Consider the following 18335-nt stretch of genomic DNA (forward strand, 5'->3'; position numbering starts at 1 on the left):
ATTAACCCATACCTTTTTCTAGAGCAGATATTATGAATCGTCATCGCGAACTTATTCTTATCGTCACCCTAGCCATGATCCCATTTGGGATCACCTCGGCTATCTACAATGCTGCTGCCAATGAAATTGCAGGCTCATTAAGCTTGTCGGCCGATGATGCTTCTTGGTTCAATATTATTTATATTTTGGCGCAATTACTGACACTACCTTTGGCCTCATGGTTAAGTTATCGCATTGGTGCAAAGCAATTGCTTACTCTAGGTTCGGGGCTAGGGCTTGTCGCCAGCTTACAATTAGGCTTTAGTGATAATGTTGCTGGGCACTTTGTTGCTTGGGCCATTACAGGCATTGCGGCGAGTAGTATGTTAGTGGCAGCGCAGGTGTTGGTATTACGCAACCTGTCGCTACAAGACATTGCTATTGCAGAAGGCGCCATGATGTTGATGACCACCCTGCTACCTATGGGCATTTACCCTTGGCTCATTGCTGAGTTAGCCGAAAATGGTTTATGGCAGCTTGTTTTTGCAGCGCAATCGAGTTTGTATCTGTTGGTATTAGCATGGGCTTGGCTGCGCCCTCTTGATTACATCGACAACAAACAGTTAATAACATTGAACCTGCTACAAGCAATAACCTTAAGTGCGGCAATGGGCGGCATCACTCTGGTTTTAATGCGTGGTCAATACTATAACTGGTTCGATAACAGCAACTTTACCCAGTTCACTCTGGTCAGTGCTGCACTCACTTTGTTAGCCGTATTTGTCATAGCCAAGCAGTTGGGCAAGGGGGAGTATATAGCCAGTGATGTGCTAAGCCCCTTAAAGAATAAGGTGTTTATGTACAACGCTGCTCTCGCAGGCTTTGCCGTACTTGGCACCTCGATGCTCATCAGTGTTTACCTTGGTAGCGTGCTGCATTACAGCAATAGCGAACAAGGTTGGCTACAACTGCCTGCATTTGCCAGTATGTTTATTGGCTTATTACTCAGTGTGTGGATCTGTAATCACCCAACACTGAAACCCGATGCCGTAGTGCCGATTGGGGTACTGATGATCTTACTTTCAAGCGTCTCGCTATCTGGTAGCAGCGTCAGCAGTGGTGCTAGCGATATGTTGCCAGCATTAATTCTGCGCGGGCTGGGCGTCGGCCTGCTCAATGTCACGGTGTCGATCTCAATTTTATCGAGTTTTAAAAAGGAACATATTCCCCAGGGTGTGGGTTACTTCTACCTGTTTAGAACCTTGGGTGGCCTAGTCGGTATGGCACTGTTTTCACGGATGATGAGTGTTGAGTCGAGTAGTTCTATGGCAGTACTCGGACAACATTTTAATCAAATGAGCGCTACCTTTATTCATTACCAAACCACTATAACGCAAGTGTTAAACCAAGGTATGCTGCAGGCCACACCGGAGCGCGTAGCTAGCTTACTTTCAAGCCAGCTACAACTGCAAACCGCAGCCGTAGCTGGCGGCAATAATTTTCAATGGTTTATTATCTCGCTGTTTGTGCTCGCACCTATCCTAATCATAGGTAAAAAGTTAGCAGCCAAGCAGATGAAAGAGCAATCAAAGCGCTAATTAATGACATGGAGCTTGAACCCTTATTTCAAAAAGGCTCCCTAGATAAACTCTACAAAGTCGACAGCCAACATAAACTCATAACCAGTCATTATTCTATGTTGGCAATAAGTCTAACTAAAGCCATTCACTTTCCGTTCAGTAAGCGTATGCTAAGGTCTAGCCTGTTTGTACGATTAGGAGAATGGAATGACTCACTTTATCAAGAAAATTGCCACCAGCTTATGTCTGCTTGCCGGTATGCTATTAGTCCCACAAGCTTTAGCAGAAGATAGCTATGCCCAAGCTAAAAGCACTTTTCAACAAGCTAATGAAACTCAGAAATTCTTTAATAACGCCTACGGTTATGCGCTATTTCCTACTGTAGGAAAAGGCGGCATTGGTATAGGAGCCGCTTACGGTAAAGGCCAAGTTTATCGTGCTGGCACTTACACAGGCGATACCAGCCTAACTCAAGTATCATTCGGTTTTCAGCTAGGGGGCCAAGCCTACAGCGAGATTATCTTTTTTAAAGATGAAAAGGCCTATAACGAATTCACTAGCGGCAGTTTTGAATTTGGTGCCCAAGCCTCTGCAGTCGCCATTAATATTGGCGCCAATGCACAAGCAGGAACAACGGGTAATTCAGCTGGCGCAGGTAAGAGCGCAGCTAAAGCCGCCTACATTAACGGTATGGCGATATTTACAGTCGCCAAAGGCGGTTTGATGTTTGAAGCTGCACTTGCCGGACAATCATTCACCTTTGAAGATAAGTAACTTTTAAAGTAAAAAAACAAAAGCCCGCAAAATAGCGGGCTTTTTAGTAACTACATCTAGAGCATTAGAAGCTCGAAATCTGTTTTGGCGATTCAATATTTACCCGCAACGCAGACTACTTATGGCCCCAAGGTACTGGAGGTAGAGCAACTGGCTTGGTGAGATCGAAATCGACTCTAAAATCGCGATTTTCTCGGGTTAGGCGGTAGGTAAACTCTTGTGGCTTAACATACATATGCCAAACGTTAGTCACCGACACATCTAAGCCATTTTCTCTAAAGTTGTTAATCGAGTAGGCATCAACTGGGAATGACTGCTCGGTATCACTGCCCATATCAGCAGTCATACCGCCGTACATTGTCACCTTATCCTCAGTGCCATCTTTATGACGATGATCATGGGCCAGATGTAATCCGTAAGGTGTTTTGGTTATTACCCAGGTACGAGAATGGTCATCACCTACGTGAAATGGCACTTTCAGCACAGTGTCACTGCATTCACGCACATGCATGATAAGTTCTTTGCCGCTAAATGCCGAATCTGCGGTATTTCCCGCTGTCACCGTACCGGCAAACGCTTTACCACAATGGGCTGCAAGGTTATCGAAAAAAGCATTCTGTTCAACTGTAGTGGCCATTGCTGGTGCAGTAAAGCTAGCAGCGACTAGTGCAAGGGCTGAGTATTTTATTGTTTTCATTATTATCTCCGATGATTTGTGACTAACACTATCACAAAGAGATAAATTTTAACTGAAGCAATTTGCTTTGATTAAACAGAAGAAAAGCCCCTCAGCCAAACATAATACTGAGGGGAAGGTTGCAGGATAAAACAAAAATTTTGAGCCGGACAAATCAGTCTATCTCGAAGCTAACGAATTGTTAGTTTGTTAGCTTCAAGACTCTTTTCAATCTTAAAACGCCATTACACTTTCTCGACACGGATCGGAATACCATGACGGCAGTTTGCCCCAGTCCAGTAGTCATTAAGCATACTTGCTGATTGTTTACGAGTAGGATCTGATGGGATCATTTGATTAATCGCAACGCCACCAGCCCGCTCTTTTAGCGCAGCTAGCTTTTCACCATTAATCACCCTGTCATCACCACCAAAACCCTGTGAATGACCAAAACCATGGGATACACACACAGCTCCAGGCGCGACGCCAAAGTCAGTTTGCAGCAACCCCTCTGCGGGTTTACCGTTCGCAGTTACCAGTCTTACTGTATCGCCGTCTTGTAAGTTTTGCTGCTTAGCCGTTTCTTGATGCATAAATACAAAGTTGGTTGGGCTAATCTCTGCGATTCGCTTATACGCTACGGCATAGTTTGAACGAACTGTGGCCTTGTAACTTGAAAACAGCAACGGATACTCAGCAGCAGGCCAGTGACTTTCCCAACTATCACCATTCCAGAAACGGTGCTCATGATAAGTAATCGTGCCCGGATAATGCTCACCAGAATAGGCATGACGCAATTGGGCGACCGCCTCATGATAAAGCTGCAAACACTTAGGGCCTGCCCCTTTAATAAAGTCACCGTCATAACGTTCATCTGCCACGTAATAACCACCGCGCGATAATAACGCCTCAACTTCAGCGGCTTCACTAGCATTGAGCTTAGGCATCAAGGGGGTCATTGCATATTCAAGACCTGCCCAATGTCTATCTTCAGCGGTTACTGTTGGTAAGTTTTCACACTGCGCAGCCACGTTCGCTAAATACTTAGCATGCCAATCTTCAAAACAAAGCAGATCGGCTTTTGTACCATCTTCACGGGCAATGGCACCTTTACCAAAACCGGGGAGCTGCATATCGAGTGCAATATCGACTAATAACTGCTCCATACACACATGCTGTCCAGCGGCATTTTTAACGGTTCTTGGCGTCACCAATGGCGCAGCTGCCACCACACCTAACATGTGCGATCCCCACATTCTATCTGCTGCATATTCCTCAAGCATGGAACGGTCTGGAATAAAGTAATCAGCGTAACGGTTGGTCTCATTCATATGACAATCAATGCCAATGATCAGTGGTAGACGCTTAGGATCAGCGATACTTGCTACGACCTCTTGGCTGATCGATGCCGCGCTATAGAGGAAGTTATTACGCCAATTAAATAACACTTTGGCCTGGTAAGGATCGTTATTAGCATGGCTAGTCCATTGCTCTGCAGCATTCATTGCTGGCAAAACTTCATGCCAAGGCGTGCTAGCAGGATAAGGGTTTTGTCCCTTAGCTAGTTTTTGTTTGTACTCAGTTGATGACTCATAAGCGCCATCACGACAAGCATTGACCACGCCATCAAGGCTGACACCATTATCGATATTCGCCAGATCGTAACGGCCTTCCATGCCGCCTATAGGGCCATTACCATAAATAGCGCCGCCTTTAGCGTCATGACTGCCGACTAAGGTATTTAACGTCGCCCAAATCCAGCCCATTACAAAACCGTCTGAAGAATTGGTACCACCATTACCAGCAACACAGGCCTTACGACCATATTTTCCTAAGTCTTGTGCCACTTGACGCATCGCATCAACACTAATGCCTGATTTAGCCGCATACTGTTTCATACTGGTACGCTGGGCTTCAGCTCTTAATAGGTAAAGAGAAGACGCCAACTTCACTTTTCTGCCGCGACTATCTTTAAGGGTTTTACTGACAAATAACTCAGCTTTATCACCGCTTTCTGCAGAGACCAGACGATTGCTGCCAGCTTTTACAATAATGGCTTCATCATCACCTAAACCAAAGTCCTTAGCCTTAGCAAAACGGCGATAATCAGGATGTTTAGGATCAGTAATAACTAAATGCCCCGCATTGGTATAGTTAAGTTCGCCAGCGGCTTTAGCCGCTTTTTCACTCGCACCTTCAAGGTGCGCTTTATTAAACCAGCCCTCTTCTAACATGGTACGAATAACACCAAAAGAAAATGCGGCATCTTGGCCTGGTTTAACAGCTAACCAAGTGGCGTTGGTATCTGCAGCCACTGTGGTACGCAGCAGTGGGTCGACACACACATACTTAAACTTTCTCTCAACGCGGCTATCAGCAAGGCCGCGGCCAACACGGTTAAGACTAACCCCTGATGAGCCTGGGCTGGTCCCCATAAATAAACCGTACTCAACGTTTTCCCAGTCAACGTCATTGAGCCATTCTTCAAAGCCTGCTGCCATACCTAGGCTATAACCTGTTGCCTGCGCCGCACCGCAATAGGCATGTTTAGTGCCCAAGTTGCTTGTGCCCCAAGCCTGCTGCATAAAACGGGCATAAAAGCTGCCACGCAAGGTATCTTCGGCGCAATAAGTTGCAAATAGATGGTTGGCCGCGCTACCAAATTCAGGGAACCCCGGTTTAGCTGGCTTATCGAGCTGGCGCAAACTACGTAAGCCCTCAACATGACCTTCACCAAACAGATCTCCACCTTGTAAAATCTCCTGTAATGCTTGCTCATAACTAATAGTGACCCAGCGGCCTTCACCCCGTTTTCCATCACGCTTAAGCACTTGAGTCACTCGGCGCTCATCATCAACAGAGTCAGCACAACTAGCGCCTTTGGCACAGGTGGTAGCACGATTGGTTAAGCCTTTTTCGCCGGCAAGTGCGATATAGCTTTGCTTTACGCTAGTTTCGATTGGTAGTGGAGAGCCAGAGTTATTCTCACAATAAGGATTACCCCCCACCTTTAGCACTTTGTCATTCTTGTCATCAATACGTACACGTAAGCCACAAATGTTGTAGCAACTAAAACAACGAGAATACGCGGTACGTATGCCAGGTGTGAGTTGCCAATCGCCCTTAGCGTCTTGCAGGCATTCAGCCGGAATAGGATGGCCAAAGCAGCTCACATCTTGACTACGAGTCGGGTGAATTGGAGAGTCTTTATCACTGCAGCCTACTGTTGCAGCAGCCACAGAAACAACGCCTGCTTGAGTTAAAAATTTACGTCTGTCCATTGTCAGCTCCTAGCGTTGCCATTCAAGAAAGTTAAGTGACAAAATCTGTTTGTCCTGAGGTTGTTCAGGCAAGCCTATGTAGAAAATATTTGGTTTGGTCCCTTCAGCTGCCAACATGGCGTATACCTTATTGTCGCGAACAAGTTGCGACACAGTACTAGTGGGATCATTTAGGTCGCCAAAGTTACGCGCTTCACCAATACAGGTTTCGACACATGCCGGCAGTAAACCCGCCGATGTGCGGTGAATACAGAAATTGCATTTCTCTGGTGGTGAATTTAAGGTTTCATCTTTACGGCGAGCGCCATAAGGGCATGCATCAACACATAATTGGCAATGAATACATTCGTCATGGTTAATCACCACTATGCCGTCTTCTTCGCGTTTATAAGTCGCCTCTACAGGGCAAACATAAACACAAGCAGGGTTATCACACTGATTACATTGGTTAGGAACCGCCAGTGTCGCAAAGCCCGTTGATGTTTCAATAGCAGCTTGATTCACCCGAGTACGACAACGTCCTGCATCCGTTTGGTTTTCCATAGCGCAAGACACCGTGCAAGATAGACACCCAGTGCAACGGCGAACATCAAACACCATCGCTAACCTTTTACCAGAAGTTTTAGCTTGAAGTTGAGCACTGGGGATCAGCGTTAACATTGCACCACCAGCAGCCATTTTTAATATGGACCGTCTATCCAACATATTCATTCCTTATTATAAAAGTGATAAATATTAATTTTCTCACTTATAAATTCTTTATATTTAAAATACACTCAAAAATATAAAAATATAAACAAGGAAGCGTTTCAATAAATAAATATCAACTAAGGATCACAATAGAAAAATAATTTATTTTTTTATGAAATAAAATCCGGAGATAGATTTAAAGGTATCAGCCACCTAAAATATAAATGCAACAAAACGTATCAACGCTATCACTCTGATAAAACACAAACTCAACAATATATAAAAAATAAATATTAAAAACAATGGTATACAGTGTTAATTGGCGCCGGAAATATTTTTGATAATATCGACAGATAACTATTTAACCATTGAATTGAAAGATAAAAGACATAGCCAACTCAAATATCACATTCTGATATTTGCTAATATTAATATGTAAAACACGAGACATATATCAAAATTACAAAAATAAGCTTATTAAAAATGTGACATATAACACTGCACATTATAACTCTTATATAGATTATAGAATTTAATTATTGCAGCAGGTATTTGTTATGAACAAAATAGATCTTTTAAATTACAACCAATTAAAAGTCTTTATTGCTATATATGAACACGGACAAAGCCATCAAGCAGCAAATGAATTAGGTATGACAGCTTCGGGTGTAAGCAGAACACTTAAAATATTAAGAGATATATTTAAAGATTCTCTCTTTATAAGACGTTGTTCAGGTTTTGTTGCCACAGAAAAAACTCACCAACTGATCCCAATGGCTAAAAGTTTAGTCGAACAATATCAAAAAATTGAGATGCAGCATTCGGTGTTTACTCCGGCAGATTCTGGCGGGCAATTTGTTATCCATGCCTACGATGAATTTGTCTACGCAGTACAGAAAGTCGTGCGAGAAGATATCTTAAATGAAGCGCCAAATCTAAGATTTGATGTCAGAGTTCTCACCCATGATTGCACCACGGCACTAGCTAATGGCGACATGGACTTTGTAGTGGTATACGAAGGTTTCAATGGTAAGAACCTAAACTACGAAATGTTTAGCGAAACCGATAGCCTATATATTCTTGCCAAGCGCAATCATCCCGTTTTAAGCCAAGCAATTACTCTCGAAAACCTCTCTCGCTATCCCTGCTTAGAAATCGATAACTACGATGATCTCAGCTGCCCACTATTAGTCAACTTATGTCGAGAGAAAGACCTGTGCATGGAAGTTGAAGGTTATACCGACAGTTTAGCCTCAGCGATGCGCCTTTTAAGCGAAAGTGATGCAATAACTCTTAGCTGTAATCAATTCACCCGTCAATTCGTCAACATGCTACCGGGGATTGATTACGTCAAATTGCCAGACGAGTTAGCACAAAAATGCCGAACTCGCCGCCGAGAAAATCGCGAGATAGGTAACTACGTGTTATTTGGCAATACCAACCATTCGGCCGCATTTAATTGGGTCAAATCAAAACTCATTTGCGGACTAGAAAGAGAGTGGCGTCTAGCAAGTGAAGACTAGCGTCGTTAGTTAAATCCATAGGGAAGTCGAACTCTGATCGATGAGAGATCGTGAGTTTGCAGTTATAGGAGTTTTACCAGAAAAACGTGTGTAACCGAGTGACCGTTTGCTACGCCTGAAGCAAGCCAACTCACAGAGCAATATCAATGTCGTACTTGCTACAAAAATAAATAGTGAATCAACACTATCAAGATGGGGAAAACATATGAAAATTAACAGACGCACCTTCCTGCAGGGAGTTGGAGCTAGTTCTGTTGTCGGCTCCTTGTCTGGCTTAATGCCAGGCATTGCCAATGCAACTGAACGTGGCGGTGCACCAGACAAGATGCTGAAACGCGAAGGTAAAATCGTTTATCACACTTGTCAGCGAAACTGTGCCGACCGTTGTCTGCTGAAGTTTACCGTACAAAATGGCCGTATGACTTATGTCGAAGGCGCATCCGAGATGAAGAAAATGGGGACATCTCCTTGCGTTAAAGGTCATGCCTATGTGCAGTACACTTATGCTGCCGACCGCATTTTGCACCCAATGGAACGCGCAGGTAAAAAAGGCGAAGGTAAATGGCGCCGTATTAGCTGGGACGAGGCCTATGCCAAAATCTCTAGCCGTTTACAACAGATCATCAAGGAACATGGCGCTGACTCCATTTTGCCATACAGCTACTCGGGTCATGAAGGTGTTATTGGTAAATACGGCGGACCAAGCCGTTTTTTTAACGCTGTAGGTGCTCGTAAGCTCGATCGTAAAGTGTGTGTTTTCGCGGCTTATGAAGGTTTGAAGTCTGTCACAGGTACTTATCAAGGACCCGATCCATACGACAACATTTACACCAATTGCTATATCTCTTGGGGCCAAAACGAAACAGCCACTAACGTTCACGGTATTAAGTTTATTAACCAAGCTCGTGATAACGGTGCCAAGTTATTAGTCGTTAACCCTATGCGCACACCCATTGCGTCACAAGCAGATATCTGGCTACAACCTAAGCCAAGTACCGATACTCACTTGGCGACAGGGATCATGAAATACCTTATCGATAATGATTTAGCAGATATGGCGTTTATTGAAGCCAATACACTTGGCTATCAAGATCTGCTCAAACGTATTGATGAAATGAGCTATGACGAGATCGAACAAGTTACCGGCGTACCAAGAGAGAAAATGTTCGAGTTTGCCAAAGTGTATGGCGAGTCAGAGTTGTCAGTCATTCGTTTAGGCTACGGTATGCAGCGTAACTACAACGGTGCGCGTATGTCTCGTGCCATCGCCATGATGCACGCTGTTGCTGGTCAATATGGCAAAATTGGTAATGGTTTTATCTATGATAATACCCAAGCTGACGACAGCCTTAACTACTCAAAAGGCCGAGCTGACCATATTCACCCTAATGGCGACACTGTTGGTCATGTCAACATGACAGAAATCGCTAAGGCGATCCATCCAACTAACCCAACCGCTTACGGTAAGCCTATCAAGCCAATTAAGGCTGTGATCAACTACAACGGTAACTTTGTCTCTGTTGCGCCGGACTCAAATGCCTGTCGCTTAGGCGCAATGCGCGACGACTTGTTCTTAGTAGTACACGACTTCTTGATGACAGATACCGCAGAACTTGCCGATATCATTGTGCCATCAACTACCCAGTTTGAGTTCCCAGATATGGGTACTGACTACAACTGCTACCACATGCAAACTTCTGAAAAAGTGATTGAGCCTTTAGGTGAATCTAAAGATAACTGGATCTTCTTTAAAGAGTTAGCGGCGCATATGGGACTAGATTATCACCCAGAGATGCGCGTTGATTACGAACAGATCTTACGTGACTTCTTAGACACTGAAGAGCCCGCATTTAGACACAATAACATCACTTACGAGCAGATCATTAAAGACAAGTTTGTCACCGTTTATGACCAACGCCCTTACTTTGGTGATGGTAAATATAAAACTGATAGCGGCAAGATCGAGTTCTACTCACAAATGATGAAAGATGCTGGCTACCATCCAGTTATTGACTTCGGCTTGCCTGAAGACGAGATGATCCCAGAAGAGAAGACGTTGCCGTTCCGTATGTTATCACCCGCGATCCCGCAGCGTGCTAACAGCTCTTTCTACAACGTTAAGTACATCCGTAACTTCCCAGCATATTTGGCCAAGATCAATACCGAAGATGCAAAAGAGTTAGACATTAAAAACAACGACCGAGTCAGACTCAGTAACCATCGTGGCGAAGCATTCTTTACTGCGCAAGTTTCTGGGCAAGTTGGCCGTGGCACCGTTATGGCACCAAAAAACAACTGGCGCCGAATGGACCCTTACGGTAAAGCGAGCTGTACCAACAACCTGACCACCGACAAATTGACCGATATGGGCGGCTGTTCAGCCTACCACTCGACTAATGTCGCGCTAGAAAAAGCCTAAGGAGTAGATAATGACTATGAACAAAAGAGTAGGCTTTGTCTTCAGACAAGAAAACTGCGTCGGTTGTGGTGCCTGTACTGTTGCCTGCCAAATTCACAATGAGCTACCAGAGAACCATCGATTCCGTAAGGTTGATCGCTATGAAGTTAAGCGCGATGACGGTGCGGTAGATGTGTGGCTATCGCACTCATGTATGCATTGTGAAAACCCAGCTTGCTTAATGGTTTGTCCTGCAAAGGCCTACCACGTCAGAGACGACGGTATTGTGGTGTTAGATCGTGAAAAGTGCACAGGTTGCGGCCTATGTGCCAGCGCCTGCCCATACTCGGCAGTGAGCATTCGTGAAGACGACGGCAAGGCAGATAAGTGCAATATGTGCGTTGAATTACTCGATCGTGGCATGCAGCCAGCCTGTGTTACTGGTTGCCCAGTTGAGTGTATCAAAATCGGCAATATTGACGAAGTGCTTAAGAAGCCATCAGCCAGTAAGCAAGGCATTGGATACGGCGACTGCATCACAAAACCTAACATGGTGATTATTAAGGAACGCGCATAATGACAAACCAATATGGTCCGATGGCAACAGCGTACTTTGCCTTTAAATCAATGATCTTCTTTCCATCAGAAGCTGAAGCATTGCAAGGGTTAATCACTTATCTAGAGTTGAATAATCCGCAAAGCCCCCTGCTCGTTGAGGCGAAAAAATTCATTGATGACGCATCAGAATTGGAGTTCGACTTCAATCGAATGTGCATTGGGCCATATAAGTTGTTGGTTGCCCCTTATGAAGGGGTGTACCGCAGCGGTAACCATGTCATGAACACAGATGAAACTGTTGAAGTTGCCGATTTCTATCAGCAAATAGGCTTAGTCATTGATGACAAATTCAATGAACCTGCCGATTTTATCGGTAATGAACTGGAGTTTCTTTACTGTGTGCACGCCCTTGCAAGTGAACAGCGACAAGCCAATAACCTCTATGCCGCTAACGAACTCGACGCTATAGCTGATGAGTTTGTTAATAAGCACCTTGGTGTATGGATTAATCCTTTCTGTGAAGGCATTAAACAACACGCTAAACATGATTTTTGGCGCGAGTTTGCTGTTGAGCTGCAACTTTTTATCACTAAACAACTGCATGAGTAGGCGTCAACCAACGACCTATTACATTTCAGGATCTGGCTTTAACCACAGCACCAACAAATGTGCTGTGTAGCCAAAAGAGGCGAACAACATCGCCAAAGGAGTGACCTATGAACAGAGCAATAAAATGGTTAAGTTTTATTGTGCTTGGCCTGTTTGTCTCAACTGCCGCAATGGCTGAAGATGCAAGCTTGCAACCACAACAATGGCAGCCAATTAAAGTTGAAGCCATTGCAGGTGACATACCAGAGCTACGCGGTATGCCTACTCAACCACAGCTGCAACTACCGGCTGCAATACCTGAAGATGCCAATGAAACCGTGCTTGGCTATTTGGGCGCAACAGATACCATTGCATTTTTAGTCTACGCCAGCTTATTTGCTGTCATCGGCCTGTTTATCATATTCATTATTGTGAATGGCATTTCACGCTTAGATGAAGGCTTTTCTGGCAAGTTAATTAAGCGATGGTCAGGCTTGAGCATCAGCGTGCATTGGCTGGGCGCGATTGCTTGCATGCTACTTATCCTAACAGGATTAGTGCTAGCAGGTGGCCGCTTATACTTTGAGCCGAGTATGAATCAATCAGGCTGGGCATCACTGGTCGGTTTATCAAGCGGCTTGCACGAGCTAATGGCATTCCCATTCATCTTAGGTTACGTGTTGATGATCTTAATGTGGGCGCCAAAGCAAATTCCCGCTAGCTACGACGTTAAGTGGTTTGCTGTGTTGGGTGGCTACCTAAATACTGGTAAGAAGCATCACCCTGATGCAGGCTTTGCCAATGCGGGTGAAAAACTGTGGTTCTGGGTATTCGCCCTATTTGGCGGCCTGATGGTGGTATCAGGACTAACTATGATGTTCCCAGAGACATTTGTGGTCACCAAAAATACCGCTAATACCATGCTATTAGTCCATATTATCTCTACCGTTATCATCAGTGCATTCTCTGTCGTACATATCTTTATGGCGACTGTTATGTCTGAAGGTGGCATGTCAAATATGACCTCAGGTTACTGCGATGAGAACTGGGCTAAACAGCACCACAATCTTTGGTTCAAAGAGCTAAAGCAACAAGCTTAAAGCTAATCCAAACATAACGCTTCATCCGCCCATCAGCGTAAATGCTGATGGGCACAGCAACTAATCATATTTAATCGCACTGCACCAACTCTACTCCTTAGAGAGGGCGACTTGTTGCAGCCGAAAGATAGGGAAATACACTAATGCACACATTCAAATCACTTATAGCAGCGGCCATAAGCCTTTGCTGCATAAACGCTTACGCTAGCGACGCAACCACAGCGGAGCTAGAAGCGCGCATCGCCAAACTAGAAAATAATACCGCACCATCACAGTTCAAAAATAGCCAAGTCAGCTTGTATGGCTCTATTCGCCCAACCTTGAGCTATCTAGATGATAGCCAAGATAAAACTTGGGATGTGCGCGATGCACTTTCTCGCGTTGGCATTAAAGCCAGCACCGAGTTTGCTGACGGTTGGACCGCAATAGCTCAAGGCGAATGGAGTGTCGATATTGCCAACTCGGGTAATTTTGGTAAAGCCCGCCAAGCCTACGCTGCGATTGCATCACCTTATGGTCAAGTGGGGATTGGTAAGCAACGTCCAGCTCAGTACACTTTAGTGGCTGAATATGTTGATATCTTCAATCATGGCAACAGCCCATACGCTTACGACCATGAAAGCCCATTTTTCGTCGATAACTTTGTTACTTACCAATTAGTCACTGGCGATTTTACTTGGATGGCCGGCGCACAATTTGACGGCGACAACGGTGATGATGCGACAGATATGGTCAACCTTGGTGTGGGTTACGATATCGACCAGCTACACATTGGTTTAGGTTATGTCACGCAAAATACGACCGATGCACAAAATATAGAAGGTGACGATAAAACGATTGGTGGCGTGGTGGCCTATACCTTTAGTAATGACCTCTACCTTGCAATTAGTTACCAAGACAAACAGTATAACTATGACACTGGCAGCATGAATAAAGATCGCAGTGGTAGCACTCTAGATACCGCTTTAGCCTATCCAATTTTTGATGACTACAAAATTAAGTTAGGTTATTTCCAGTTTAAAGATGGTATCGACGATATCACCTCAGCCGATTACAACGGTTTTAACACCACCCTAGAGTGGAACCCAATCGACAACGTACGTGTGCACCTCGAATATCTAGACAAGAGTTTTGATAATCGTGACGACGATCATGCTGTTACTATCGGCTTTAGATATGACTTTAACCTTACTTGGCAAGGCTAACTAAGTAAAACACTCTACTTATCAGCCGCATATTTAATGCGGCTGAATTATCTAATATAGAGAGAGCTGAAAGGCTAAACATCGCGTATAATCGCGCGACATTTTTCAGTATCACTAAAAGCTCTACCTCTCATGAGTAAGTACACAGTACCAACCTTCTCGCTCGCAATGTTACATCCCAAATATTGGTGTGTGTTATTAATCATTAGCGTTAGCTACCTTTGCAGCCTATTGCCCTACGCGATTCAAATTCGTTTCGGCAAACTACTCGGCCGCGTCGTACTTAGCTTTATGAAACGTCGCACACGCACTATCAAGCGAAATCTTGAGCTGTGTTTTCCAGATATGACTGACGCCGAGCGTGAAAAGCTAACCAAACAGAATATTGAAAATACCGGTTTGGCCCTACTTGAAACGGGCATGGCTTGGTTTTGGTCTAATGAACGCATTGCTAAACACACCACAGTGGTTGGCATGGAGCATATCGACAAACTAAAAGCTGAAGGCCGCGGCGCACTGCTGATCGCCGTACATTCACTTAACCTTGAGCTTAGTGGTCGTGCCTTTGGCCAATATGCACAAGGCATGGCGGTATATCGCCCAAACAATAATCCGTGTTTTGATTACTTTCAACTCAAAGGTCGTTCTCAAGGTGGTCATACGTTAATTCATCGTAAGAACGTTAAGTTTATGCTTGAGGCGCTTAATGATGGTGCCTTTATGTGGTACGCACCGGATCATGATTACGGCCGTCGTCGCTCGACTTTCGCGCCGCTATTTGCGGTAGAAAATGCTTGTACAACAACGGGAACTAGCCTGTTAGCGGACAATACAAATTGTGCCATCGTGCCAGTGGTTTTTGTACGTGACAACGATAGCGGTCACTACACCTTAACCATTAAAGAGCCAATGATAGATAAGTTTCCTAAGGGGGATGAACACGCTGGCGCCTGCTTTATCAATAAGATTGTTGAAGAGTCGATTATGGCTAAGCCAAGCCAGTATATGTGGTTACATAGACGCTTTAAGAACCGCCCAGATGGCGAAGCATCGCTTTATTAAGGCTAAGGTTTAAGCTAATCAAACCAAGCTGCGGTTTTCTCAGCTGCTTGGTTTTTAACACCATCATCAACATACATAGACACCATAGCCAAAGCAGCGGCTAGCGCGCCTAAGTCATCAGAAAACCCCATAATTGGCGTTAAATCGGGGATCGCATCAATCGGTGAAATAAAATAGGCTAGTGCGCCGAAGATGACGGTTTTAGCCCATTTAGGCGTGTCTGGACGTTTGGCGGCATAATACAAACACAGCGCGTTATCGATCACTTCACGACCGGCTTTTTTAGCAAATAGTTTTACCTTCAGCCAAAAGCTTTCATCGCTATATTCAATATTATCGTTTGTTTGTTGCGTCATTTTCGCACCCATAAAAAAGGGAATATTTATACCTGTCAGTATAAGATATTCCCTCATTTTAGCTGATATAGCTATAGCAAGCTTGTCGCCAGCATTCCAAAAAACAGCCTATTTACCTTTGGTGTTTAGGCGTAGTTCCCCAGGCATTCTTTTTAGGAGGACGTTTGCCCGCTTGGCCCGGCTTGCCCTGCCCAGAATTAGCTTGCCCTGACTTAGCTTGTCCAGATTGGCCATTCAGACCTGACTTATTGCCACCAGCGTTACCGCCTGGCTTATTTGCGCCTGCTTTGTTTGCACCAGCTTTATTAGCACCGGGCTTGTTTTGCCCTGATTTATTTTGCCCAGACTTGGCCCCCTCTTTACGATCATCAAATTGATCGCCCGAGAAACGGGTAAAGGCTTTTTTACCTTTGCCGTCATCTTTAGTATTCAGCTTCTTCTTGTTACGAATCGCCTCACGCTCTTGACGAGATTCTGCTGGTACTAAGCAATTCGGACCATTACCAATCAGCTTCTCTTTGCCCATGGCAATTAGCGCTTCACGGATCAGCGGCCAGCCCTCTGCATCATGGTAACGCAGCAGGGCTTTATGCAACTTACGCTGACGGCCTTTCTTAGGCACTGAAACTTCTTCACTGGTATGTTTAACGTTTTTCAGCGAGTTAAGCTCAGTGTGATAAATCGTGGTCGCATTTGCCATTGGCGATGGATAGAAGTTTTGTACTTGATCGAGCTTAAACTTCTCGCCTTTTAACCATAACGCCAAGTTCACCATATCTTCATTGGTGGTCCCCGGATGTGCCGAGATAAAGTAAGGGATCAAATATTGCTTCTTACCCGCCTCTTGTGAGTACTTATCGAAAAGCTCTTTAAACTTGTCGTAAGTGCCCATGCCCGGCTTCATCATCTTATTAAGCGGACCTTCTTCGGTATGCTCAGGCGCAATCTTTAAATAGCCGCCAACATGGTGAGTTGCCAGCTCTTTAACGTAACGCGGATCTTCTGTGGCTAAGTCATAACGCACACCTGACGCAATCAATACCTTTTTAATGCCCGGCACGTCACGTGCGGCGCGGTACAGGTCAATGGTAGCTTGATGATCGGTATCTAAATGGCCACAAATCGATGGGAACACACAAGATAAACGGCGACAGGTACTCTCGGCTTTTACACTAGTACAGCCTAAGCGATACATGTTGGCAGTTGGACCACCCAAGTCAGAAATTACCCCGGTAAAGCCCGGTACTTTCTGTTGAATGTCTTTAATTTCTTTAACGATCGAGTCTTGCGAACGGCTCTGAATAATACGGCCTTCATGCTCGGTAATAGAGCAGAACGAACAGCCGCCAAAACAGCCACGCATGATATTGATCGAGGTCTTAATCATATCGTAGGCTGGAATTTTCTCTTTGCCGTATGATGGGTGCGGTACGCGCTGATAAGCGAGATCAAACACACCATCCATTTCATCGGTATTTAGCGGCCACGCAGGCGGGTTAACCCAAATAGCACGCTCAGCATGCTTTTGAAACAGCGCGCGAGCACAGCCAGGGTTTTGCTCTTGGTGCAAAATACGTGATGCGTGGGCATAGAGATATTTGTCTTCAGACACCTTTTCATAGCTTGGCAGTAAGACATAGGTTTTCTCCCATGGCTTAGGTCTAGCTGGCTGAACGCTAATCGCCTTTGGCGCATCATTATCAAAAATCTTTTCATCCGTAGGCCCAGACAGGTTTTTACAACCTACGTCATCGGCGCCATACGGGTTAGGAATAGGATCGATCTTATGCAGCTGATCAATCTTACGCGAGTCCATGCCCTTCCATTCAGGCAACGGCTCTTTACGAATGACTGTAGTGCCGCGGATATTGTGTAATTCAGCTATCGGCTCACCTGCCGCTAAACGATGTGACAATTCAACCAATGGGCGCTCGGCATTACCGTAAACCAAGATGTCGGCTTTAGCGTCTAAAATCACGCTGCGGCGCACTTTGTCAGACCAGTAATCGTAGTGGGCAATGCGGCGTAAACTGGCTTCAATACCACCAATTACCACAGGTACCTGCTTAAAGGCTTCTTTGCAGCGCTGGGTATAAACCGTTACCGCGCGATCAGGGCGTTTGCCACCGATATTACCCGCAGTGTAAGCATCGTCATGACGCATACGACGCTCAGCGGTATAACGGTTGATCATCGAGTCCATGTTACCGGCGGTCACACCAAAGTAGAGGTTAGGCTTACCTAACTTCATAAAGTCTTCTTTGTTTGACCAATCAGGCTGAGAAATAATCCCCACTCTGAAACCTTGAGCTTCGAGCATGCGACCAATCACCGCCATACCAAAACTTGGATGGTCCACGTATGCATCGCCAGTGACGATAATGATGTCACAACTATCCCAGCCTAACTTGGCCATCTCTTTGCGAGACATAGGCAAGAAAGGCGCTGGGCGCGTGAGCTCAGGGCGATACTTTGGAAAGGTAAATAACGTGGATTCTACTTGCATGGATTAGGCAGCCTAACTGAAATACAAAAATTACGCAGATATTGCGCCCCTACTTGCTC

14 protein-coding genes are annotated in these 18335 nt (G+C 45.0%); 9 read left to right on the top strand and 5 right to left on the bottom strand.

Translation table 11 applies throughout. The features are described 5' to 3' along the window. The first annotated feature begins 32 nt into the window (after nucleotides 1-32). The gene (locus tag MSG37_RS15225; protein ID WP_248471506.1) at nucleotides 33-1577 is read left to right on the top strand and encodes an MFS transporter; all 1545 of its coding nucleotides are present in this window, start codon (nucleotides 33-35) and stop codon (nucleotides 1575-1577) included. A gap of 189 nt (nucleotides 1578-1766) precedes the next feature. Next, nucleotides 1767-2333 carry a lipid-binding SYLF domain-containing protein gene (locus MSG37_RS15230; RefSeq protein WP_248471507.1) on the top strand — a complete coding sequence of 189 codons (567 nt, stop codon included), beginning with the start codon at nucleotides 1767-1769 and terminating at the stop codon, nucleotides 2331-2333. 115 nt (nucleotides 2334-2448) lie between these two features. Here MSG37_RS15230 and MSG37_RS15235 read toward each other — a convergent pair whose 3' ends face one another. The 3 genes from MSG37_RS15235 to MSG37_RS15245 form a co-directional block, all read right to left on the bottom strand. Further along, nucleotides 2449-3030 carry a hypothetical protein gene (locus MSG37_RS15235; protein ID WP_248471508.1) on the bottom strand — a complete coding sequence of 194 codons (582 nt, stop codon included), beginning with the start codon at nucleotides 3028-3030 and terminating at the stop codon, nucleotides 2449-2451. Between the two features lie 224 nt (nucleotides 3031-3254). Continuing rightward, nucleotides 3255-6290, bottom strand: coding sequence for a molybdopterin-dependent oxidoreductase (locus MSG37_RS15240; protein WP_248471509.1), 3036 nt, complete (start codon nucleotides 6288-6290; stop codon nucleotides 3255-3257). Nucleotides 6291-6299: 9 nt separating this feature from the next. Beyond that, nucleotides 6300-6995 (bottom strand): 4Fe-4S dicluster domain-containing protein, encoded by a 696-nt coding sequence (locus MSG37_RS15245; protein WP_248471510.1) that lies wholly within the window; start codon nucleotides 6993-6995, stop codon nucleotides 6300-6302. Between the two features lie 542 nt (nucleotides 6996-7537). Here MSG37_RS15245 and MSG37_RS15250 point away from each other — a divergent pair. The 7 genes from MSG37_RS15250 (at nucleotide 7538) to lpxL (ending at nucleotide 15414) form a co-directional block, all read left to right on the top strand. Next, a complete protein-coding gene (locus MSG37_RS15250) occupies nucleotides 7538-8503 on the top strand; it encodes a LysR family transcriptional regulator (RefSeq protein ID WP_248471511.1) in 966 nt (321 codons plus the stop codon). 205 nt (nucleotides 8504-8708) lie between these two features. Next, nucleotides 8709-10922 (top strand): molybdopterin-dependent oxidoreductase, encoded by a 2214-nt coding sequence (locus MSG37_RS15255; RefSeq protein WP_248471512.1) that lies wholly within the window; start codon nucleotides 8709-8711, stop codon nucleotides 10920-10922. Nucleotides 10923-10932: 10 nt separating this feature from the next. Further along, nucleotides 10933-11478, top strand: a complete 546-nt coding sequence (locus MSG37_RS15260) for a 4Fe-4S dicluster domain-containing protein (RefSeq protein ID WP_248471513.1) — start codon at nucleotides 10933-10935, stop codon at nucleotides 11476-11478. Continuing rightward, the gene (locus tag MSG37_RS15265) at nucleotides 11478-12068 is read left to right on the top strand and encodes a molecular chaperone TorD family protein (RefSeq protein ID WP_248471514.1); all 591 of its coding nucleotides are present in this window, start codon (nucleotides 11478-11480) and stop codon (nucleotides 12066-12068) included. Before MSG37_RS15260 ends, MSG37_RS15265 begins: the two co-directional genes overlap by 1 nt. A 107-nt stretch (nucleotides 12069-12175) precedes the next feature. Next, a complete protein-coding gene (locus MSG37_RS15270) occupies nucleotides 12176-13147 on the top strand; it encodes a formate dehydrogenase subunit gamma (RefSeq protein ID WP_248471515.1) in 972 nt (323 codons plus the stop codon). Between the two features lie 143 nt (nucleotides 13148-13290). Next, nucleotides 13291-14352 carry a porin gene (locus MSG37_RS15275; RefSeq protein WP_248471516.1) on the top strand — a complete coding sequence of 354 codons (1062 nt, stop codon included), beginning with the start codon at nucleotides 13291-13293 and terminating at the stop codon, nucleotides 14350-14352. A gap of 132 nt (nucleotides 14353-14484) precedes the next feature. Beyond that, entirely contained in the window at nucleotides 14485-15414 is a 930-nt protein-coding gene (gene lpxL, locus MSG37_RS15280; RefSeq protein WP_248471517.1) for an LpxL/LpxP family Kdo(2)-lipid IV(A) lauroyl/palmitoleoyl acyltransferase, read from the top strand. A gap of 14 nt (nucleotides 15415-15428) precedes the next feature. Here lpxL and MSG37_RS15285 read toward each other — a convergent pair whose 3' ends face one another. Together MSG37_RS15285 and MSG37_RS15290 are read right to left on the bottom strand one after the other, a co-directional pair. Continuing rightward, nucleotides 15429-15770: a YkvA family protein gene (locus MSG37_RS15285; RefSeq protein WP_220778428.1), complete on the bottom strand. Its 342-nt coding sequence runs from the start codon at nucleotides 15768-15770 to the stop codon at nucleotides 15429-15431. A 112-nt stretch (nucleotides 15771-15882) separates the two neighbouring features. Continuing rightward, entirely contained in the window at nucleotides 15883-18276 is a 2394-nt protein-coding gene (locus MSG37_RS15290) for a YgiQ family radical SAM protein (protein ID WP_248471518.1), read from the bottom strand. Between the last annotated feature and the right edge of the window lie 59 nt (nucleotides 18277-18335).

The sequence above is a fragment of the Shewanella sp. 1CM18E genome, assembly GCF_023161665.1.
Taxonomy (GTDB): Bacteria; Pseudomonadota; Gammaproteobacteria; order Enterobacterales; family Shewanellaceae; genus Shewanella.